19 protein-coding genes and 1 tRNA gene are annotated in these 20,856 nt (G+C 60.7%); 7 read left to right on the top strand and 13 right to left on the bottom strand.

Annotated elements, in window-relative coordinates; all coding sequences use genetic code 11:
- Positions 1-11: 11 nt before the first annotated feature.
- From PMI26_RS17300 to PMI26_RS17315, 4 genes are read right to left on the bottom strand one after another with little or no spacing between them, the layout of a single operon-like run.
- Positions 12-1,058 carry an ABC transporter substrate-binding protein gene (locus tag PMI26_RS17300; protein WP_007973906.1) on the bottom strand — a complete coding sequence of 349 codons (1,047 nt, stop codon included), beginning with the start codon at positions 1,056-1,058 and terminating at the stop codon, positions 12-14.
- Positions 1,059-1,085: 27 nt separating this feature from the next.
- Positions 1,086-1,892, bottom strand: coding sequence for an ABC transporter permease (locus PMI26_RS17305; RefSeq protein ID WP_007973905.1), 807 nt, complete (start codon positions 1,890-1,892; stop codon positions 1,086-1,088).
- A complete protein-coding gene (locus tag PMI26_RS17310) occupies positions 1,892-2,812 on the bottom strand; it encodes an ABC transporter permease (RefSeq protein WP_007973904.1) in 921 nt (306 codons plus the stop codon). The genes PMI26_RS17305 and PMI26_RS17310 overlap by 1 nt, the downstream gene beginning before the upstream one ends.
- Before the next feature lie 15 nt (positions 2,813-2,827).
- The gene (locus PMI26_RS17315; protein ID WP_007973902.1) at positions 2,828-3,946 is read right to left on the bottom strand and encodes an ABC transporter ATP-binding protein; all 1,119 of its coding nucleotides are present in this window, start codon (positions 3,944-3,946) and stop codon (positions 2,828-2,830) included.
- A gap of 224 nt (positions 3,947-4,170) precedes the next feature.
- Between PMI26_RS17315 and PMI26_RS17320 the strand changes: the two genes are divergently transcribed.
- Entirely contained in the window at positions 4,171-5,076 is a 906-nt protein-coding gene (locus PMI26_RS17320) for a LysR substrate-binding domain-containing protein (protein WP_007973900.1), read from the top strand.
- A gap of 15 nt (positions 5,077-5,091) precedes the next feature.
- On the opposite strand, the gene PMI26_RS17325 is transcribed toward PMI26_RS17320, so the two are convergent.
- The gene (locus tag PMI26_RS17325; protein WP_443200843.1) at positions 5,092-6,627 is read right to left on the bottom strand and encodes a methyl-accepting chemotaxis protein; all 1,536 of its coding nucleotides are present in this window, start codon (positions 6,625-6,627) and stop codon (positions 5,092-5,094) included.
- Positions 6,628-7,482: 855 nt separating this feature from the next.
- Between PMI26_RS17325 and PMI26_RS17330 the strand changes: the two genes are divergently transcribed.
- Positions 7,483-8,700, top strand: coding sequence for an MFS transporter (locus tag PMI26_RS17330; protein ID WP_007973896.1), 1,218 nt, complete (start codon positions 7,483-7,485; stop codon positions 8,698-8,700).
- Between the two features lie 171 nt (positions 8,701-8,871).
- Here PMI26_RS17330 and ychF read toward each other — a convergent pair whose 3' ends face one another.
- From ychF to PMI26_RS17365, 8 genes are all read right to left on the bottom strand, one after another.
- Positions 8,872-9,972 carry a redox-regulated ATPase YchF gene (gene ychF, locus PMI26_RS17335; RefSeq protein WP_007973894.1) on the bottom strand — a complete coding sequence of 367 codons (1,101 nt, stop codon included), beginning with the start codon at positions 9,970-9,972 and terminating at the stop codon, positions 8,872-8,874.
- 22 nt (positions 9,973-9,994) lie between these two features.
- The gene (pth, locus tag PMI26_RS17340) at positions 9,995-10,579 is read right to left on the bottom strand and encodes an aminoacyl-tRNA hydrolase (protein WP_007973893.1); all 585 of its coding nucleotides are present in this window, start codon (positions 10,577-10,579) and stop codon (positions 9,995-9,997) included.
- 169 nt (positions 10,580-10,748) lie between these two features.
- A complete protein-coding gene (locus PMI26_RS17345) occupies positions 10,749-11,348 on the bottom strand; it encodes a 50S ribosomal protein L25/general stress protein Ctc (protein WP_007973891.1) in 600 nt (199 codons plus the stop codon).
- A 142-nt stretch (positions 11,349-11,490) separates the two neighbouring features.
- Positions 11,491-12,432: a ribose-phosphate pyrophosphokinase gene (locus PMI26_RS0129560; RefSeq protein WP_003171603.1), complete on the bottom strand. Its 942-nt coding sequence runs from the start codon at positions 12,430-12,432 to the stop codon at positions 11,491-11,493.
- A 46-nt stretch (positions 12,433-12,478) separates the two neighbouring features.
- Positions 12,479-12,553 (bottom strand) — tRNA-Gln (locus PMI26_RS17350).
- A gap of 36 nt (positions 12,554-12,589) precedes the next feature.
- Positions 12,590-13,441: a 4-(cytidine 5'-diphospho)-2-C-methyl-D-erythritol kinase gene (gene ispE / locus PMI26_RS17355; protein WP_007973888.1), complete on the bottom strand. Its 852-nt coding sequence runs from the start codon at positions 13,439-13,441 to the stop codon at positions 12,590-12,592.
- 1 nt (position 13,442) lies between these two features.
- Positions 13,443-14,060: a lipoprotein insertase outer membrane protein LolB gene (gene lolB, locus PMI26_RS17360; protein WP_007973886.1), complete on the bottom strand. Its 618-nt coding sequence runs from the start codon at positions 14,058-14,060 to the stop codon at positions 13,443-13,445.
- 4 nt (positions 14,061-14,064) lie between these two features.
- Positions 14,065-15,789, bottom strand: coding sequence for a tetratricopeptide repeat protein (locus PMI26_RS17365; RefSeq protein WP_007973884.1), 1,725 nt, complete (start codon positions 15,787-15,789; stop codon positions 14,065-14,067).
- A 309-nt stretch (positions 15,790-16,098) separates the two neighbouring features.
- Between PMI26_RS17365 and hemA the strand changes: the two genes are divergently transcribed.
- Genes hemA through murI form a run of 5 tightly spaced genes read left to right on the top strand, consistent with a single transcriptional unit; the run spans position 16,099 to position 20,831 of the window.
- Entirely contained in the window at positions 16,099-17,388 is a 1,290-nt protein-coding gene (gene hemA, locus PMI26_RS17370; protein ID WP_007973881.1) for a glutamyl-tRNA reductase, read from the top strand.
- Positions 17,385-18,467 (top strand): peptide chain release factor 1, encoded by a 1,083-nt coding sequence (prfA, locus tag PMI26_RS17375; RefSeq protein ID WP_007973879.1) that lies wholly within the window; start codon positions 17,385-17,387, stop codon positions 18,465-18,467. Before hemA ends, prfA begins: the two co-directional genes overlap by 4 nt.
- Positions 18,468-19,298 carry a peptide chain release factor N(5)-glutamine methyltransferase gene (prmC, locus tag PMI26_RS17380; RefSeq protein WP_007973878.1) on the top strand — a complete coding sequence of 277 codons (831 nt, stop codon included), beginning with the start codon at positions 18,468-18,470 and terminating at the stop codon, positions 19,296-19,298.
- Positions 19,292-20,047 (top strand): molybdopterin-synthase adenylyltransferase MoeB, encoded by a 756-nt coding sequence (locus tag PMI26_RS17385; RefSeq protein ID WP_007973877.1) that lies wholly within the window; start codon positions 19,292-19,294, stop codon positions 20,045-20,047. Before prmC ends, PMI26_RS17385 begins: the two co-directional genes overlap by 7 nt.
- Positions 20,040-20,831, top strand: coding sequence for a glutamate racemase (gene murI, locus PMI26_RS17390; protein WP_007973876.1), 792 nt, complete (start codon positions 20,040-20,042; stop codon positions 20,829-20,831). Before PMI26_RS17385 ends, murI begins: the two co-directional genes overlap by 8 nt.
- Positions 20,832-20,856: the final 25 nt, after the last annotated feature.

Raw genomic sequence — 20,856 nt, 5'->3', positions numbered from 1 at the left:
GGCGGTGGAGATCAACGCATCAGGTTGGTCCAGAGACGGTCGGCCAGGCGGATCGCGCCTTCGCCGCAGGTCTTGCTGAACACCACTGGTGTGCCTTCGGGAATGTGCAGTTCCGGCGCGTCCTTGAGGCCTGCGTCGAGGAACGGCTCCACACCCTTGATCGGGCTCTGGTGCTTGAGGAAGTTCTGGGTCATCGCCGCGTTTTCAGGCTGGCTGAGGAACGCGATGAATGCCTTGGCGTTCGCCGGGTTCTTGCTGCCGGTCGGGATGACCATGTTGTCGACCCAGGCCAGTACGCCTTCTTTCGGGTACAGGTATTTCAGGCTCGGTTTCATTTCCCGGGCGCGCATCGACGAGCCGCCCCAGAAGGTCGACATGTCGATTTCACCGGATGCCAGGTTTTCGCGGATCGAGCCCGCCTTGGAACTGTAGGTTTTGACGAAGGGTTTCTGCGCCTTGAGCAGGGTCAGGATCTGCTGCATCTGCTTCGGATCTTCACTGCACAGCGGAATGTTCAGGTACAGGCTGGCCATGTCCACCACGTCACTGACCGAGTCGAACATGTTGATTCGCCCTTGCAGCTCGGCCGGTGGCTCGTAAAGCACCTTGAGGCTGTCGGCAGGGCCTTTGTAGCGCTCGGTATTGATCACCACGCTGGTGGTGCCCCAGATGAACGGTACGGAATAGGCGCCTTCCGGGTCCCAGGTCGGCTTTTTCAGGTTATCGACGACGCCGGCGTAGTAAGGCTCGCTGACCGGATCGAAACGTTCCAGCAGTTTTTCCTTGATCAGGATCGGAATGAACTGGTGGGAAGGGATCGCTACGTCATAACCGGCGCCGCCCTGTTTCAATTTGGCCAGCAGGGTTTCGTTGGAGTCGTAGGAGTCGACGGTGACTTCGATGCCGGTCTGCTTCTGGAATTTGGCGAGAATTTCCGGCGAAAAGTAACCGCTCCAGCTCACCACGTTGAGTTTTTCCGCGGCCTGAACACTGCCGGCCATGGTCAGCGGCAAGGTCAGGAACAACGAAGCGCCGATGCTTTTAATCCACTTGCTCATGCTATTTCCCCACAGTACGTAGAAAGTTCAGGATTTCTTTTTGCCCAGCAGATAGGAAAGGGTCACGAACAGCACCGAGACGCCCAGGATCAGGGTCGAAACGGCGTTGACGTCGGGTGTCACGCCCATGCGCAACAGGCCGAAAATGAAGATCGGCAAGGTCGTGGTGCCGGCCTGGGAGACCATCATCGAGATCACGAAGTTATCCAGCGAGACGATGAAGGCCAGCATCAGCCCGGAGAAAATCCCCGGCATCAGCAGCGGCAACGTGACTTTGCGAAAGGTTCGCCACGGGCCGGCGTAGAGGTCGGCCGAGGCCTGCTCCAGGGACAGGTCCATGTCGTTCAGACGGGCGCGGATCGGCAGAAAGGCAAACGGAATACAGAACACCGTGTGCGCGATGATCAGGTTGCCGTAGCCCAGGGACAGGCCGATGGTGGAAAACAGCGCCAGGGTGGCGACGCCGACCACGATTTCCGGCAGTACCAGAGGCAACATGATCGCGCCCATGGACAGTTGCAGGCCTTTGAACTTGGCACCCCGAGATGTGCCGAGGGCGGCGAGGGTGGCGATGGCTGTGGCGACCATGCTGGCGCAGACCGCGATCAACAGGCTGTTGCCGGCCGCCTGGCGCAGGGCCTGGTTGGCGAAGGCCGCGCGATACCAGTCGAAGCTGAAGCCGGTCCACACCGTGGCCGACTGGTTGGCGTTGAACGAGAACACCACCAGCACGACGATCGGCGCGTAGAGGTACAGGTAGAACAGGAAACTGAATCCGCCGAAGCCGGGGAAGTCCTGCACGCCCAGCGTATTGCGTTTGAACAGGCCGATCATCACGCACCTCCTTTGGCGATGCGCTGGCGTTCGGCACGCAAGGCATAAACCGTCAGTACCAACATCACCGCGGCCATCAGCACCAGTGAAAGCGCCGCGCCGAACGGCCAGTTACGTGCATCGCTGAACTGCCGGAAAATCAGGTTGCCGAGCATCATCCGCGTGCCGCCGCCGAGCAGTTCCGGGGCGATCATCGCGCCCAGGCAAGGCACGAAAGTGAGGATGGCGCCGGCGATGATTCCCGGTTTGGCGATCGGCAACACCACTTTGCGCAAGGTCCGGACGCGTCCTGCATAGAGGTCCTGAGCGGCCTCGAGCAGGCGGGTATCCATCTTCTCCAGCGTGGCGTAGATCGGCAGCACGACGAAGGGCGCATAGGTGTAGACCAGCCCCAACAGCACCGCGCCGTCGGTGTAGAGCAGTTGCAACGGCTGGTCGATGACCCCGAGGCCCATCAGGCTGTTGTTGATAACACCGGTGTTGCGCAGCAGCAGAATCCAGGCGTAGGTGCGGATCAACAGGTTGGCCCAGAACGGCACGGTGATCAGGAAGATCAGCAGGCCACGGCGATGGGCTGGTTGCATGGCCAGCCATACAGCCACCGGAAAACCGATCAGCAGGGTGATGACGGTGGTCAGCCCGGCGATGCCGATGGAACGCAGGGCGATGATGAGATAGGAGTCGGCAAACGCCAGGCTGTCATCCAGTTGTCGCTCGAACAGCAGCGAGGTGTAGGCGTCGCTGCTGAAGACCTTGTTCACCCCGCCGTAGGGGTTGGCTTCCATCAGCGAGTATCCGATGACGATCAGGATCGGCACGATCAGAAACAGGCCGATGGCAATCAGCGCCGGGCTGACACCGAGAAAACTCTGGAAGGCCCGCCGACGTTCCAGCGTGTTGGCAATCGGTAATGCGTGCATGGCAATTCCTCGTGCTCAATCGTGCAGGACGCTGGCGCTGCCCTGGTCGAACAACAGACCGGCCTGGCTGCCGACGGCGAAGCGTTTGCTCTGGTCGACGCAGTTGGGGGTGCGCACGGTGAGGCGCGAACCGTCGCTCAGGCTGACCTGGTATTGCAGGTCGGTGCCGAGGTAGATCTGCGCTTCGATCCGACACGGCAGAGCGTTGCCCGTGCTGGCAGGCACCAGATGCAAACGCTCGGGGCGCACGGACAGTGCGACGTTGGCGCCGACTCGCACATCGCTGCACGGCTGTGCGGGCAGCGGGTGACCGGCCGGGCCGGCGAACCAGGCCAGTCCGTCTTCGACGCGGGTGACCGTGCCTTCGATGAAGTTGGTTTCACCGATGAAGTCGGCGACAAAGCGGTTGCGCGGGCGTTCGTAGATGTCTTCCGGACGACCGACCTGCTGCACTTCGCCTTCGGACAACACGGCGATGCGGTCGGACATGGTCAGCGCTTCTTCCTGGTCGTGGGTAACGAAGATGAAGGTGATGCCGGTGCGTGCCTGAATGGTTTTCAGCTCTTCGCGCATGGCTTGGCGCAGCTTGAGATCGAGGGCCGAGAGCGGTTCGTCGAGCAGCAAGACTTTGGGATGCGGCGCCAAGGCACGAGCGAGGGCGACGCGCTGCTGCTGACCGCCGGACAGTTGCGCCGGCTTGCGGTTGGCAAAGCGCTCCATCTGCACCAGGGCGAGCATCTCGCGCACCCGTTCGGCCATCTGCGTTTTGTTCAGGATCTTGCCCATCGGGTGGGATTCAAGACCGAAGGCCAGGTTCTCGGCGATGGTCATGTGCGGGAACAGCGCGTAATGCTGAAACACCGTGTTGACCGGGCGCTGGAATGGCGGGCGGTCGGCGATGTTTTCGCCGTAGAGCAGAATCTCGCCTTCGGTAGGGAATTCGAACCCGGCGATCATCCGCAGGAGCGTGGTCTTGCCGCAGCCCGAAGGGCCGAGGAGGGTGAAGAACTCGTTGTCGCGAATGTCCAGGTCGATGCTTTTGAGCGCCACCGGGCCAGTCTTTGGATCGCCGTAAACCTTACGCACTGAGCGGATGGACACCGCCAGCGTTTGCAGCGAATGCAGGGCATTCATGCGTTACCTCCGATTCCCCCATCGTCCGCGAGTGCTGTAATCAGCCGGGCCGTCGGACCATGGATATTATTTTTCTGGGCAGGATCGAGATGCGTTCGAGTGTTGTAACCAGCTGTTTTTTTGTTCTGCTGTGGCTGGATTATCAGCGAGGGGTTGCGGGGGGGAAACTTCAATTTTAACATAGGGGCTGTTAAAAAATTTAACAGCAGAAGGCGTTCAGAACCATGCCTGACCAGCGTTTGCCACCCCTCAACGCGGTGCGTGCCTTTGATGCAGCGGCGCGCTTGGGCAGCTATGTGGAAGCCTCCAAAGCCCTGCACGTGACCCAGCCGGCCATCGGCCGCCATGTGAAGTTGCTGGAAGACTGGCTGGGCATCCAACTGTTCGAGCGCACCTCTCGCGGGGTCAACCTGACGGCGGCGGGGCAGAAGTACCACCGCAAGATCACCGCCGCCTTGCAGTTGATCATCGAAGCCGGAAAAGAGGCGCAGCCCAAACACGCCGAGCGCTGGCTGCGCATCATGGTAGTGCCAGGGTTCGCCAAGCGCTGGCTGATGCCGCGCATCGAGGCCATGCGTCACCTGCGCCCGGGTTTGAAGTTCGCCATCGAACCCAATTCGACCTTCACCGAAGTGGATGGCAAAAGCGCTGATCTGGGCATTGTCTACGGGGTGGACGGCCAATATGCCCACTCCCGCACCAGCCTGATTTGCCCTCGGGTGTTTCCGATCTGTTCCCCTGAATATCTGGCCAGCGTCGAGCCCATCGGCAGCCCCGCGGACCTGGTGAAACACAACCTGATCCACGTCGATGACGGCGAGTGGTGGAACCTGTGGTTCGCCGCCAACGACCTCGACATTCACCTCAATTCGGACATGCTCTACGTCAACAATGACCACGCGCTGTCGGTGGCCGAGAGCGGGCAGGGCATTGCGCTGGCCAACGAAGTGCTGGTGCGTGAAGAACTCCATTCCGGCAAGCTGGTGCGGGTGGTGGACGCGCAAGTGAAGCTGGAAAGCTATCGGGTACTCACGCCGTCCGCCGAACTGTCGGCGGACGTGGCGTGGTTTATCGACTGGCTCAAGACCGAACTTGAGCGGGACTTCCCGGAAGCGGTGATCCGTGCCTGAGCAGGGCTGCCGGATTCAACTCAAGCGGAAACGCCCGGTGTTGTCGCTCAAGGCTTTGCTGCCCTGACTCAGGGTGTCCGCTGCCTGGTTCACCGCACGGGCACCTTCGAGCAAACGTAGCGCCGCCTGATCGACCTGCTGAATATTGCCGCTGACCTCGTCGGCGGTACTGGCCTGCTCTTCCACCGCCGTGGCGATGTGCGCCAGGGTATCGGTGACACTCTGCACCGCACTGGCGATTTCTCCGAGCCGTTCGCCAAGGCCGGTGACCGCTTGCGCATCACTCTCTGCCTGAGTGCACGCAGCTTCCATCAGGTTGACGGCCTCGTTCACGGTGTGACGCAGGCTGTCGACCGTGCCGGCAATCTGTGCGGTCGACGATTGAGTGCGCTGCGACAGGCTGCGTACTTCATCGGCCACTACCGCAAAGCCACGCCCTTGTTCGCCCGCCCGCGCCGCCTCGATGGCGGCGTTGAGTGCCAACAGGTTGGTCTGCTCGGCGACGCCGCGAATGGTGTCGACCACCAGTTGAATCTGCTGTCCTTGCTCGCTGACCCGGCCCAGGGCGGCCGCTGTCTCGTTCAGACGTTGATTGAGTTGCTGGATGCTCGCGGTGGTGCGCTGGCTGTCGCGGCTGCTGTCGGCGGCAATGCGCCGGGTGTGCTGGGCGCTGCCGGACGCCTGTTCGCAACTGTGGGCGACCCCTTGTGAGGTGGCGGCCAGTTGCGTCGCCGCTGCGGCAATCTGGCTGATCTGCAATTGCTGGGCTTCGACTTCGCCCAGGGCGTCACTGGAGTGATAGTTGAGGGATTGCACCGCGTGGCTCAGTTGCAGGGTTTCGTGATCCACGCCTTGCAGGCTGGTGCGCAGTTGCACCACGGCGACGTTCAGCGCGGTGCTGATGACCGCCAGTTCGTCCCGTCCCTGAACCGGCACTTGCAGGCTCAGATTGCCATCGCGCAAGGCCTCGGCCAGCACCGTGATGCCGCTGGCGCTGCGGCGGATCGAAGCCTGCAAGCAGATGAACAGATACAGCGCAGCCAACAGCAGGCAGCCGAACACGGCGGCCACCACAATGAACTGGCGGATCGCCGAGCCGTGGTAGTAATCCAGGCGTTGATCCAGCGATACCAGCGACTGCTGGCGCAACGAGGCGAGGTCAGAGAGCAGGGCGTCTAGACTGCGTTCGAAGTCCTCTGGCTTGAGGTTGATGCTGCCGCCGAACACGCCGTCATCCAGCACCTTAAGGCCCGTATCGAGGCGCTTGAGGCTGTCATGGTAATGCCCGGCCCAGGTTTGCAGGGCGCTGGGCAAGCGCGCTTCGAGCAGACCAGCGGTTTTAACAAGCTGCTCTCGTGCATCGCCGATGCGGCTGCGCAGGTCGCGCAGTTGCAGGCGGCTTTGCAGGGTGAACTGCCCGGACACTACCGACGCCTGGCCCACCGCCGCCAGGCGACCGACTCGTTCGATCAGGTCGGGTGCGTGTTGGGTGGAGATCTGCGTCAGCAGATAAGTCTCCAGCCACGGTGCCAGTGTCAGGCGATTGTCCATGGCGATCTGCTCGCGCAAGGCCTGCAGGGCGCTCAGGGCGTTGGTGAAGCGATCGTAGCCATCCGGCCACCAGCCGACGCTGCTCAGGCTTTTCGAGTCGAGGCCATCAAGGGCGGTTTGCAGGGCCTGATAACGGCTGAGTGTTTCGCTCTCGGCAGCTTCTTTTTGCAGGGCATTGCCCAACTCGACGGTGGCCTGGCTGACGGCGGGTTGGACTGCATCGAAGGCGGCCATCGCGGCGAGGGTGGCGGGTGTCGGCTGGCGGTTGGTTTCCGTGGCGCGCCAGCGGGCGGCGCGATCACGCTGGGCGGCGAGCAGATCATCCAGTGCATCAAGCGCCAGCAGTTGCCGCACCCCGGCACGTTCGCCGGAGATCAGGCTGAGTTTGTCGCGATAGTCCTGGCCGATCATCCACAGGCTGCCGGCCAGCGGCAGGATAAACAGCAGAAACAACAGCTGGAATTTGCGCGCAAAGCCAAAACGCCCCAGCAACCCGATCCCCGGTGATAAAAAAGCCTGCATGCCCCAAGACTCCTATGGACACCACGCACCATTGGCGTGCGTCGGAGGTTGTTGCACCGCCGACTCGTGCCCTCTAAAAAGGCCTCGAAAGTTCACCCTTGTCCGCTCTGTAGGCTGACTCTGTGGCGAAACTTCCCATTGTCGGTCTCCTTTGTAAGGAAGCCGCGTTCAAGCCGACAAAGAAGGCAAGATTCAGACCATGGCGTTGCGCCATCAACGATGTGGCGATGAAAGTCGAGGTCGTTAGCAGGCTAAGGGGATGGCGTTGCCGCACTGAAAAATGGCACATTGGCGCATCTGCCCGTTTGTACCTCCTGTTGTCTGGAAATTCCCATGGCTATCAGCAACGCCCAGACCGGCTCAGTGCCGGCGTCCGCTACGCCCCAAAGCAGTCCCTTGGTAATGCGCATCATCGGCGCGGTGGCGCTGGCGCATTTGATCAACGACCTGATCCAGTCGGTGCTGCCGTCGATCTACCCGATGCTCAAGGCCAGCTATGGCCTGACGTTCACCCAGGTCGGCCTGATCACCCTGACATTCCAGTTGACGGCCTCGCTGTTGCAGCCGTGGGTCGGTTACTACACCGATCGCCACCCCAAGCCGTGGCTGCTGCCGGCGGGTACGGTGTGCACCCTGGTCGGCATTCTGATGATGTCGGTGGTCGGCAGCTTCCCGCTGATTTTGCTGGCGGCGGGCTTGATTGGCATCGGTTCTTCAACCTTCCACCCCGAAGCGTCCCGGGTGGCGCGACTGGCTTCGGGCGGGCGCTTCGGGCTGGCGCAATCGACCTTCCAGGTCGGCGGTAACGCAGGCTCGGCGTTCGGCCCCTTGCTGGCGGCGGCGATCATCATTCCCTACGGCCAGGGGCACGTGGCCTGGTTCGGCCTGTTCGCGGTGTTTGCGCTGTTCGTGCTGTACCGGATCAGCCGCTGGTACGCCAACCACTTGAACCTGTTCAAGCTCAAGCAAGGTCAGGCAGCGACTCACGGCCTGTCCAAGGGCCGAGTGACCAGTGCGCTGGTGGTGCTCGGGCTGCTGGTGTTCTCCAAGTATTTCTACATGGCCAGCCTCACCAGCTATTTCACCTTCTACCTGATCGAGAAGTTCGACCTGTCGGTCGCCAGTTCGCAGTTGCACCTGTTCCTGTTCCTCGGTGCGGTAGCGGCGGGGACATTCTTTGGCGGGCCGATCGGCGACAGGATCGGGCGTAAGGCAGTGATCTGGTTCTCGATCCTCGGCGTTGCACCGTTCACCTTGTTGCTGCCCCATGTCGACCTGTTCTGGACCAGCATCCTGAGCGTGGTCATCGGCTTCATCCTCGCCTCGGCGTTCTCGGCCATCGTCGTGTACGCCCAGGAACTGGTGCCGGGCAATGTCGGGATGATCGCCGGGGTGTTCTTCGGTTTGATGTTCGGTTTCGGCGGGATTGGCGCGGCGTTGCTGGGGCACCTGGCGGATATTCACGGCATCGAGTACGTGTATTACCTGTGTTCATTCCTGCCGTTGTTCGGGGTATTGGCGATCTTCCTGCCTCGTACGAAAAAGTCCTGATCCAGCACAAATCCCCTGTGGGAGCGAGCTTGCTCGCGATGACGGAGTGTCAGTCAGTATCTTTGTTGGCTGACACACCGCTATCGCGAGCAAGCTCGCTCCCACAGAAAAGCAAAAACAAGGCACAAAAAAAGCCGCGTATCAAACGCGGCTTTTTCTTGGGCGTGTAGCTTACACGTTGAAGCGGAAGTGCATCACGTCGCCGTCCTTGACGATGTAGTCCTTGCCTTCCAGACGCCATTTACCGGCTTCCTTGGTCCCGGCTTCGCCCTTGTACTGGATGAAGTCGTTGTAGGCGATCACTTCGGCGCGGATGAAGCCTTTCTCGAAGTCGGTGTGGATTACGCCAGCGGCTTGTGGTGCGGTGGCACCGACGCGCACGGTCCAGGCGCGGACTTCTTCGACACCGGCGGTGAAGTAGGTCTGCAGGTGCAGCATTTCGTAGCCGGCGCGGATCACGCGGTTCAGGCCAGGCTCTTCGAGGCCCAGGGCTTCGAGGAACATGTTTTTCTCTTCACCGTCATCGAGCTCGGCGATTTCCGCTTCGATCTTGTTGCACACCGGTACAACCACGGCGCCTTCTTCTTCGGCGATGGCCTTGACCACGTCCAGGTGCGGGTTGTTCTCGAAACCGTCTTCAGCGACGTTGGCGATGTACATGACCGGCTTGGTGGTCAGCAGGTGGAAGCCCTTGATCACCGCTTTTTCGTCGGTGCTCATGGTCTTCATCAGGCTGCGTGCAGGCTTGCCGAGGGTGAAGTGAGCAATCAGTTGCTCCAGCAGGCCTTTCTGGACCACGGCGTCCTTGTCACCACCCTTGGCGTTGCGCGCGACTTTCTGCAGTTGCTTCTCGCAACTGTCGAGGTCGGCGAAGATCAGTTCCAGGTCGATGATTTCGATGTCGCGTTTCGGGTCGACGCTGTTGGAGACGTGAATCACGTTCTCGTCTTCGAAGCAGCGGACCACGTGGGCGATGGCATCGGTTTCACGGATGTTGGCCAAAAACTTGTTGCCCAGGCCTTCACCTTTCGACGCGCCGGCAACCAGGCCCGCGATGTCGACGAACTCCATGGTGGTCGGCAGGATGCGCTTTGGATTGACGATGGCCGCCAGGGCTTCCAGACGCGGATCCGGCATCGGCACGATACCGCTGTTCGGTTCGATGGTGCAGAAGGGGAAGTTCTCGGCCGCGATCCCGGATTTGGTCAGGGCGTTGAACAGGGTGGACTTGCCGACGTTAGGCAGACCGACGATGCCGCAATTGAATCCCATGGTGTTTTCCCCGAGGAGTGAGTCAGGCCTTCTGGCTGTGCAGGTTTTTCATCGCGCGGTTCCATTCCCCGGCGAGGATATCCGGCAGCACGCCGAGGGCAAAGTCGATGCTGGCATCGAGTTTTTCCTGTTCGGCGCGTGGCGCACGACCCAGGACGAAATTTGAAACCATACTGGCAACGCCCGGGTGGCCAATGCCAAGCCGCAAGCGGTGAAAGGTATTCTGATTGCCCAGTTGCGCAATGATGTCGCGCAACCCGTTGTGACCGCCATGGCCGCCGCCTACTTTGAGCTTGGCAACGCCCGGAGGCAGATCGAGTTCGTCGTGCGCCACGAGAATTTCTTCGGGCTTGATGCGGAAGAAACCGGCGAGTGCCGCCACGGCTTGGCCGCTGCGGTTCATGTACGTGGTGGGAATCAACAGACGAACATCCTGACCCTGGTGCGAATAGCGCCCGGTCAGGCCGAAATATTTGCGGTCCGCCACAAGGTTCACGCCTTGTGCGTTCGCGATGCGCTCAACAAAAAGGGCCCCTGCGTTATGCCGGGTCTGTTCGTATTCAGCGCCTGGATTTCCCAGGCCAACGATCAGTTTGATGGCAGTCACGATAGGGGCCCTTCATTGGAGTGGTGGATAACATCGCCGCAATCAGGGAAAGCGGCGAAAGTGGACGAAAATTGCTCATTTACCATGATGTAAACTCCGCGTTCTCGCCCGCTTTCTCGCTATGCTCTAGTCCGCGATGTTTCCGGTCACTCCGGCAGCGCAGAGTAAATTACTCTGCAGCGCCTTCTGCAGCTTCTGGAGCAACACGTGGAGCGTGGACGTTGGCAACAGCCTTGTCATCGCCGTGTGCCAGGGCCACGAACTCAACGCCTTTAGGCGCCTTGAGGTCCGACAGGTGAATGATCGAACCGATTTCAGCGTTAGCCAGGTCGACTTCGATGAACTCAGGCAGATCTTTCGGCAGGCAGGAAACTTCGATCTCGGCAACAACGTGCGAGATTTCGCCGCCTTTCTTGGTCGGTGCTTCTTCGTTGATGAAGTGCACTGGAACGATCGCGGTCAGTTTCTGGCCAGCGACTACGCGTACGAAGTCAGCGTGCATCACGTGGCCTTTGGCCGGGTGACGCTGCAGGGCTTTGATCACGACGTTCTGCTTGGTGCCACCAACGTTCAGCTCGATGATGTGGCTGTAAGCCGCTTCGTTTTCGAGCAGTTTGGCAACTTCTTTGGCCAGCATGCTGATGGATTCAGGGGCTTTGTCGCCACCGTAAACTACAGCTGGAACCAGGCTTGCGAGACGACGCAGGCGGCGGCTCGCACCTTTCCCCAGGTCGGAACGCACTTCAGCATTCAGAGTAAAATCGTTCATGTTGTATCTCCAAAATAACCACACTCGCCCCAGCGTTTGCGACCAGCGCTAAAGGCGATATGGGCAAAAAAGCCCCGCCCCGACAGGAATGCCGGGGCGGGGCGCTTTTCGTCAACGAGACATTTCGAGAAGGGCAGGGCCCTTAGCGGAACATCGCGCTGATCGATTCTTCATTGCTGATGCGGCGGACCGCCTCGGCAACTACCGGTGCGATATCCAGTTGACGGATACGCGCACAGGCTTGTGCTGCAGCGGACAGCGGAATGGTGTTGGTCACCACCAGCTCGTCCAGCACGGAATTTTCAATGTTTTCGATCGCCCGACCCGACAGCACAGGGTGCGTGCAGTAGGCGAAAACCTTGGCAGCGCCATGCTCTTTCAGGGCCTTGGCCGCGTGGCACAGGGTGCCGGCGGTATCGACCATGTCATCAACCAGAATACAGGTACGCCCTTCGACATCACCGATGATATGCATCACTTCAGAGTGATTGGCTTTCTCACGGCGTTTGTCGATGATCCCGAGATCCACGCCCAGGGATTTGGCAACGGCACGTGCACGCACGACGCCGCCAATGTCCGGGGACACGATCATCAGGTTTTCGAAGCGCTGATCTTCGATGTCATCCACCAGAACCGGGGAGCCGTAGATGTTATCTACCGGAATATCGAAGAAACCCTGGATTTGGTCAGCATGCAGATCAACCGTGAGAACACGGTCGATGCCGACTACGGTAAGCATGTCAGCCACGACTTTCGCGCTGATAGCCACACGTGCGGAACGCGGACGGCGATCCTGACGGGCATAACCAAAGTAAGGAATAACAGCAGTGATACGAGTAGCCGAGGAACGGCGGAAGGCATCGGCCATCACTACCAGTTCCATCAGGTTATCGTTGGTCGGAGCGCAAGTCGGCTGAATAATGAAGACGTCTTTACCGCGGACGTTTTCATTGATCTCGGCTGTAATTTCGCCGTCGGAGAATTTACCGACAGAGATGTCACCGAGAGGGATATGCAGCTGACGTACGACACGCCGAGCCAGATCGGGGTTAGCGTTCCCCGTAAAGACCATCATCTTGGACACGCGCAGTACCTGAAGGCTGAGGGTAACCTGGATGAGTATAGGAAAATGGCAGGGGCGGCTGGATTCGAACCAACGCATGGCAGGATCAAAACCTGCTGCCTTACCGCTTGGCGACGCCCCTGTATCTGTTGCAACGATTACCCGGTAATCGGTTCCTTTAGAGCAGACTTTGAAGCTTGCGATGCAACATCGAAACGTTGCTTCCTTTTGCTACAAAACCTGTAAGGGTCTCTGTCAGAAGGGCCAAGACTTTATCAGCTTCAGCTTTGCTTGGGAAGCCCCCAAACACACAACTTCCAGTTCCGGTGAGTTTTGCTTCGGTAAATTTACCTAACAAATTCAAAGCGTTACGTACCTCTGGATAACGCCTTGTTACCACCGGCAAGCAGTCATTTCGACTGTTTCCCTTGGGAACGGGGCGCACTTTAATGGGAGGAGTGTTACGTGTCAACAACGGATCTGAAAAAATTTCTGCCGTACTTACAGAGACTTGCGGTACCAGCACCAGATACCACGGTTCTTCCGGGTCGACAGGGGTCAGTTTCTCCCCCACACCCTCGGCGAAAGCCGCATGACCACGAACGAAAACCGGGACGTCGGCGCCCAGTGTCAATCCCAGGCCGGCCAGGCGATCTTCATCCCAGCCCAATTGCCATAGGTGATTGAGGCCGAGCAAAGTCGTTGCGGCATTCGAACTGCCGCCGCCGATCCCGCCGCCCATGGGCAGGATCTTGTCGATCCAGATATCGACGCCCAGCGAACAACCGGATTGCTCCTGGAGTTTTTTCGCGGCCTTGACGATCAGGTTGCTGTCGTGGGGTACGCCGGCGAATTCGGTGTGCAGTTGAATGACACCGTCATCGCGCAGGGCGTAGGTGATTTCGTCGCCGTAATCGAGAAACTGAAACATCGTTTGCAGTTCGTGGTAGCCGTCTTCGCGGCGACCGAGAATGTGCAGCATCAAATTGAGTTTGGCCGGGGACGGCAAAGTCAGGCGATTGGCTGGCATGTCATGACCCCAGTTTGCGCGGTTGCCAGGCCTTGATCACCAGGGTGACGTCAAGGTCGGTGCCATGCAGCTTGATGCGCTCGGGCAGCCAGTAACCGTTTTGCTGGGTGTAGTCGGTGTATTCGACCTGCCAGCCATCCTGCTCGAGGTTGGCCAGGCGACTGTCGGCATCCAGGGTCAGGTGACTTTTGCTGTCCGGAGACGGGAGCCCGCGTACCCACCAGGCCAGATTGGACACCGGCAGCTTCCAGCCCAGCTGTTCTTCGAGCAGTACTTCCGGATTCGGCGCGTCGTAGCGTCCCTGGTTGGCGACTTCCAGCGACACCTTGCCCGGACGTCCGGTCAGGCGAGCCGCACCACGGCCCAGTGGCCCGGACAGACGAATATCGTAGTAATCCTGGCGCTGCAGCCAGAACAGCGTGCCGCTGCCCGAGTCTTTTGGCGCACGGATGCCGATCTTGCCGTCGATCTGCCAGCCGTCGAGGCCGGTCAGTTGCTGTTTGTGCTCGCGCCATTGGGCGGCGTTGCCATGTCCCTCGACCGATTCGCGGGGACCCAGGCCTGCGCAACCGGCGAGCAGGGCGATAAAGCTGAAAACGATGAAATGGCGCAAAAACATAATCTTAAAGAGTCTCTGATCCGGTCAGGCGTTTGATGGTGCCACGCAGGGTCGGGCTGTCAGGCTGTTCCTTGAGGAATTTGCCCCAGACTTGTCTGGCTTCGCGCTGTTTGCCGTTGGCCCACAGGACTTCGCCCAGGTGCGCGGCGACTTCCTGGTCGGGGAAGCGTTCCAGGGCCTGGCGCAGCAGGCGCTCGGCTTCGTCGAGATTGCCCAGGCGGTAATTCACCCAGCCAAGGCTGTCGAGTACCGCCGGATCTTCCGGGCTGATCTGGTGCGCCTGTTCGATCAGGGCCTTGGCTTCGGCGTAGCGTGTGGTGCGGTCGGACAGGGTGTAGCCGAGGGCGTTCAACGCCATGGCATTGTCCGGGTCGCGCTTGATGATCGTGCGCAGGTCTTTTTCCATCTGCGCCAGGTCATTGCGTTTTTCCGCCTGCATGGCACGGGTGTAGAGCAGGTTCAAATCGTCCGGGTATTGCTGCAAGGCTTGATGCAGAACGCTCCAGGCCTTGTCGCCCTGATTGTTGGCGGACAGGGTTTCGGCTTCGATCAGGTACAGCTGGATCGCGTAATCCGGCTGCTCGTCGCGCTCTGCCGCCAGCTTTCTTTGCGCTTCGGCGGTCCTGCCGTTGTCTATCAGGATGTCGGCCTGACGCAATTGCGCCGGCAGGAAATCGTTGCCCGGGCCCACCTTGGCGTACTCGATCAATGCGCCTTGCGGGTCGTTTTGTTCTTCGGCGATGCGGCCGAGGTTCAGGTGCGCCGAGTCGACGTGGCTGTCCCGGGCGATCAGGTCTTCAAGATAACCTTTGGCCTCGTTCCACGCCTTGGCTTCCAGGCAGACCAGTGCCAGGGAGTATCGCAGATCGTCGTCTTCAGGGTATTGCTGAACCAGGCTCGAGAACTCGGCCTTGGCGTCGTCCATACGGTCCTGTTCAACCAGCATCCGCGCATAAGTCAGGCGCAGGCGCTTGTCGTCCGGGTATTTCTTGATGCTTTTCTGCAGAAGCGGCAAGGCCTCGTCACCGCGATCGAGGGTTTGCAGCAGGCGTGCGCGCAGCAGAATCGGGGCAATTTCGCCGTCGTCCGGTGGATTGTCTTCCAGCAGTTTCAGTGCGCCTTTGGTGTCGCCATCCTGTTGCATCAGCAGCGCCTTGCCGAAAATCAGCTGGCTGTTGTTCGGATGGCGCTGCAGCAAGCGGTCGAAGCTTTTCATCAGGCCGTTGCGTGTGTCCTGGTCGGTGTCGGCCGCCGACAGCGCCAGGAAGTCGAAATGAGTGTCGCCCTTGCCTTGCAGGACTTTCTCCATATAGACCATGGAGTCGTCATAACGCCCGGCGCGGGCCAGTTGCACGGCAGCGGCGCGTTGCGCTTCGAGGTCGTCGGGGGCGTTTTTCGCCCAGATCAGTGCGGTGTCCAGGGCAGCCTGGTCGGCGCCCAGGTATTCGGCGATACGGAATGCCCGCTCCGAGATGCCCGGATCCTGGGTGTTGATGGCCTGGGTCACATAGTTGTCCAGGGCAATATCGAAACGATTGCGCTGGCCAGCCAGTTCGGCGCTCAACAGGCTGAAGACGGTTTCCTCGCTGAAGGAGCTGTAGACCTTCGGCTTTTCAGGGGCCGGGGTGCTGTCTTCAACCGGCGGCGTACCGTCCGACGAAACGGGTGCCAAGGCCTGGCAGCCGCTGAGGAAGACAAAAGCGAGGAGCAACGCGGAAGATCTATTCATATAGGAAGAGGACGACTAACCTGCGGTCGGATCATCATGACACAAGCTTTAGGCCAAACATAACCGGCCCGCCAATTTACCCAATCCCCGGACTTGCGCGATGCCCCTGTAGGAGCTGCCGCAGGCTGCGATCTTTTGATCTTGAAAAACAAAGTCAAAAGATCGCAGCCTGCGGCAGCTCCTACAGGTCGGGAACGAGAATGGCTCGCAAGCCGGGGCGTCCCATCGGCGCGATAGATATCGAGTAGTTGTTCTGATTCCGTCGAAGTAGGACAATTGCCGGCTTCACGTCACCATCAGCGACTTTGAATGGCCTTCCTTGCACTCGGTATTAACCACAAGACTGCTTCAGTAGACGTCCGCGAGCGCGTGGCTTTTACCCCTGAGCAGCTGGTTGAGGCCTTGCAGCAGCTCTGCCGACTCACCGACAGCCGCGAAGCTGCGATCCTCTCCACCTGCAATCGCAGTGAACTCTATATAGAACAGGATCACCTGTCGGCGGATGTCGTGCTGCGCTGGCTGGCCGAATATCATCATTTGAGCTACGACGAGCTGCGCGAAAGCGCCTATGTGCATGAAGATGATGCGGCAGTTCGTCACATGATGCGGGTGGCCTCCGGGCTCGACTCGCTGGTGTTGGGCGAGCCGCAGATTCTCGGCCAGATGAAGTCGGCCTATGCCGTGGCTCGCGAGGCGGGCACCATCGGGCCATTGCTCGGGCGGCTGTTCCAGGCCACATTCAACGCGGCCAAGCAGGTGCGCACCGACACGGCCATTGGCGAAAACCCGGTATCGGTGGCATTTGCCGCGGTGAGCCTGGCCAAGCAGATTTTCAGCGACCTGCAACGCAGCCAGGCCTTGTTGATCGGCGCCGGCGAGACCATCACCCTGGTCGCCCGCCATCTGCATGACCTGGGGGTAAAGCGCATCGTGGTCGCCAACCGTACCCTGGAGCGCGCGAGCATCCTGGCCGAGCAGTTCGGCGCTCATGCGGTGTTGTTGTCGGATATACCGGCAGAGCTGGTGCGCAGCGATATCGTCATCAGTTCCACCGCCAGCCAGTTGCCGATCCTGGGCAAGGGTGCCGTGGAAAGCGCCTTGAAACTGCGCAAGCACAAACCCATTTTCATGGTGGATATCGCCGTTCCCCGCGATATCGAACCCGAAGTCGGCGAGTTGGACGACGTTTACCTCTATAGCGTCGACGATCTTCACGAAGTGGTCGCCGAGAACCTCAAGAGCCGCCAGGGCGCTGCCCAGGCCGCCGAAGAGATGGTCTCGGTCGGCGCCGAAGACTTCATGGTCCGCCTGCGTGAATTGGCGGCGGTGGACGTGCTCAAGGCCTATCGTCAACAGAGCGAACGCCTGCGCGACGAAGAATTGCAAAAGGCCCAGCGCATGCTGGCCAATGGCAGCAGCGCCGAAGAGGTGCTGGTGCAACTGGCTCGCGGGCTGACCAACAAACTCTTGCACGCTCCGAGCGTGCAGTTGAAAAAGCTCTCTGCCGAAGGTCGCCTGGACGCGCTGGCGATGGCCCAGGAACTCTTTGCCCTCGGTGAGGGCTCATCGGATAGCTTTTCGGATAAAAAACCGCAATGAAAGCGTCACTGCTCAATAAGCTGGATATTCTCCAGGACCGTTTCGAGGAATTGACTGCCCTGCTGGGCGACGGCGAGGTCATTTCCGATCAGAACAAGTTCCGTACCTATTCCAAGGAGTACGCGGAAGTTGAACCGATCGTGGGCACCTATAAAGAACTGCTGAAAGTGCAGGATGACCTCGAGGGCGCCCAGGCGCTGCTCAAGGACAGCGACCCGGACATGCGTGAAATGGCCGTGGAAGAAGTCCGCGAGGCCAAGGAACGCCTGGTCACGCTCGAAGCCGACCTGCAGCGCATGCTGCTGCCCAAGGACCCGAACGACGGGCGCAACGTGTTCCTCGAAATCCGTGCCGGTACCGGCGGCGACGAGGCGGCGATTTTCTCCGGCGACCTGTTCCGCATGTATTCGCGTTACGCCGAGCGTCGTGGATGGCGGGTGGAGATCCTCTCGGAAAACGAGGGTGAACACGGCGGCTATAAAGAGGTGATTGCCCGGGTCGAGGGCGACAACGTCTACGGCAAGCTCAAGTTCGAATCCGGTGCGCACCGCGTGCAGCGGGTTCCGGCGACCGAATCCCAGGGGCGCATCCATACGTCGGCCTGCACCGTGGCGGTATTGCCCGAGCCGGACGAACAGGAAGCCATCGAGATCAACCCAGCCGACCTGCGCATCGATACCTATCGCTCCTCCGGCGCCGGTGGCCAGCACGTCAACAAGACCGATTCGGCGATCCGCATTACGCACTTGCCGTCCGGCATCGTGGTCGAGTGCCAGGAAGAACGCTCGCAGCACAAGAACCGCGCCCGGGCGATGTCCTGGTTGTCGGCCAAGCTGAACGATCAGCAGACCTCCGCCGCGGCCAACGCCATCGCCAGCGAACGCAAGCTGCTGGTGGGGTCCGGTGATCGCTCAGAGCGCATCCGCACCTACAATTTTGCCCAGGGCCGGGTCACCGACCACCGGGTCAACCTGACCTTGTATTCCCTCGACGAGATCCTCGCCGGCGGCGTCGAGGCGGTGATCGAGCCGTTGCTGGCCGAGTACCAGGCCGATCAACTGGCAGCGATAGGTGAGTAAATGACGATCATCGCCAGTTTGTTGCGTGCTGCCGATCTGCCCGACTCGCCGACGGCGCGTCTGGATGCCGAATTGCTGCTGGCGGCGGCGTTGGGCAAGTCCCGCAGTTTCCTGCACACCTGGCCGGAACGCATTGTGCCGAGCGAAGCGGCGCTGACGTTCGCCGAGTATTTGCAGCGCCGCCGCAGCGGCGAGCCGGTGGCCTATATCCTCGGCCAGCAAGGTTTCTGGAAGCTGGACCTGGAGGTGGCGCCGCACACGCTGATCCCGCGCCCGGACACCGAACTGTTGGTTGAGGCTGCGCTGGAATTGTTGCCGGCCACACCGGCCAAGGTGCTCGACCTCGGTACCGGCAGCGGCGCGATTGCCCTGGCGTTGGCCAGTGAGCGTCCGGCCTGGAGCGTCACGGCCGTGGATCGCGTGCTGGAAGCCGTCGCCCTGGCCGAGCGCAATCGCCAGCGCCTGCACTTGAACAACGCCAAGGTGCTGAGCAGCCATTGGTTCAGTGCCCTGGAAGGTCAGCGTTTTCAGCTAATCATCAGCAATCCGCCCTACATTGCAGCGGCCGATCCGCATCTGGTCGAGGGCGATGTGCGCTTTGAGCCGGCCAGTGCCCTGGTGGCCGGTGTCGACGGGCTCGACGATCTGCGTCTGATCGTCGCCCAGGCGCCGGATCATCTCGACGCTGGCGGCTGGCTGATGCTCGAGCACGGTTACGATCAGGCCGAGGCGGTCCGCGACCTGCTGCTGACTCGCGGTTTTGAAGAAGTCCACAGCCGCACCGATCTGGGCGGTCACCAACGCATCAGTCTGGGGCGCCTGCCGTGCTGAATGATCAGGAGTTGCTGCGTTACAGTCGGCAGATTCTGCTGCAACACATCGATATCGACGGCCAGTTGCGGCTCAAGGACAGTCGCGTATTGATCGTCGGACTCGGCGGCCTTGGCGCGCCAGTGGCGCTGTATCTGGCGGCCGCCGGCATTGGCGAGATGCACCTGGCGGACTTCGACACGGTCGACCTGACCAACCTGCAACGCCAGATCATTCACGACACTGACAGCGTCGGTATGACCAAGGTCGATTCGGCGCTCAAGCGCCTGACGGCGATCAATCCCGAGATCCGCTTGATAGCCCATCGCGCGGCGCTGGACGAAGATTCCCTGGCCGCCGTGGTGGCCGGGGTGGATCTGGTCCTCGATTGCTCGGACAATTTTTCCACCCGTGAAGCGGTCAATGCCGCGTGCGTCGCCGCCGGCAAACCGCTGGTCAGTGGTGCGGCGATTCGCCTTGAAGGCCAACTGTCGGTGTTCGATCCGCGTCGGCCAGAGAGTCCGTGCTACCACTGTTTGTACGGGCACGGCAGCGAAGCCGAACTGACCTGCAGCGAAGCCGGCGTGGTCGGTCCACTGGTGGGACTGGTCGGCAGCCTGCAAGCGCTTGAAGCGCTGAAGTTACTGGCCGGATTCGGTGAGCCACTGGTGGGGCGCCTGTTGCTGATCGATGCCTTGGGCACGCGCTTTCGCGAATTGCGGGTCAAGCGTGATCCGGGCTGCAGCGTCTGTGGGTCGAAACATGCGTGAAGCGCCGATTGGCGTGTTCGACTCCGGTGTCGGTGGACTCTCGGTGCTGGCCGAGATCCAGCGCTTGCTGCCCAACGAGACGCTGATGTACGTCGCCGATTGCGGCAAAGTTCCCTATGGCGAGAAAACTCCGGCATTTATCCAGCAGCGTTGCAGCGTGATGGCCGATTTCTTTCAGCAGCAGGGTGCCAAGGCCCTGGTGCTGGCCTGCAACACGGCAACGGTGGCCGGCGTCGCCGACTTGCGTCGCGACTATCCCGAATGGCCCATCGTCGGCATGGAGCCGGCCGTCAAGCCGGCGGCCGCCGCGACCCGCTCCGGCGTGGTCGGGGTGCTGGCCACCACCGGCACCTTGCAGAGCGCCAAGTTCGCCGCGTTGCTCGACCGCTTCGCCACGGACGTGAAAGTGATCACCCAGCCCTGTCCCGGGCTGGTGGAACTGATTGAAAACGGCGACCTGCATAGCGCCGAGCTGCGTGAGCTGTTGGCCGGGTATGTCGAGCCACTGCTGGCGGCTGGCGCGGACACCCTGATTCTTGGCTGCACCCATTACCCCTTTCTCAAGCCGATGCTCCGGCAGATGATCCCCGCGGACATCAGCCTGATCGATACCGGTGCCGCCGTCGCGCGGCAACTCCAGCGGCTTTTGGCCGAACGCGAACTGCTCGCCGCCGGGCCTGCCCGTGAAGCGCAGTTCTGGACCAGCGCCGATCCGCTTCATTTCAGAAATATCTTGCCGATATTGTGGAATACCTCTGGCGTTGTGCGAAGCTTCAACCGGTAGAAGGCTTTCTGGGGGAGTACGAAAA

Source organism: Pseudomonas sp. GM33 (assembly GCF_000282295.1).
Lineage (GTDB): Bacteria > Pseudomonadota > Gammaproteobacteria > Pseudomonadales > Pseudomonadaceae > Aquipseudomonas > Aquipseudomonas laurylsulfatiphila.
The sequence above is the reverse complement of the archived record's forward strand: the minus strand, read 5'-3'. Positions and strand labels throughout refer to the sequence as shown.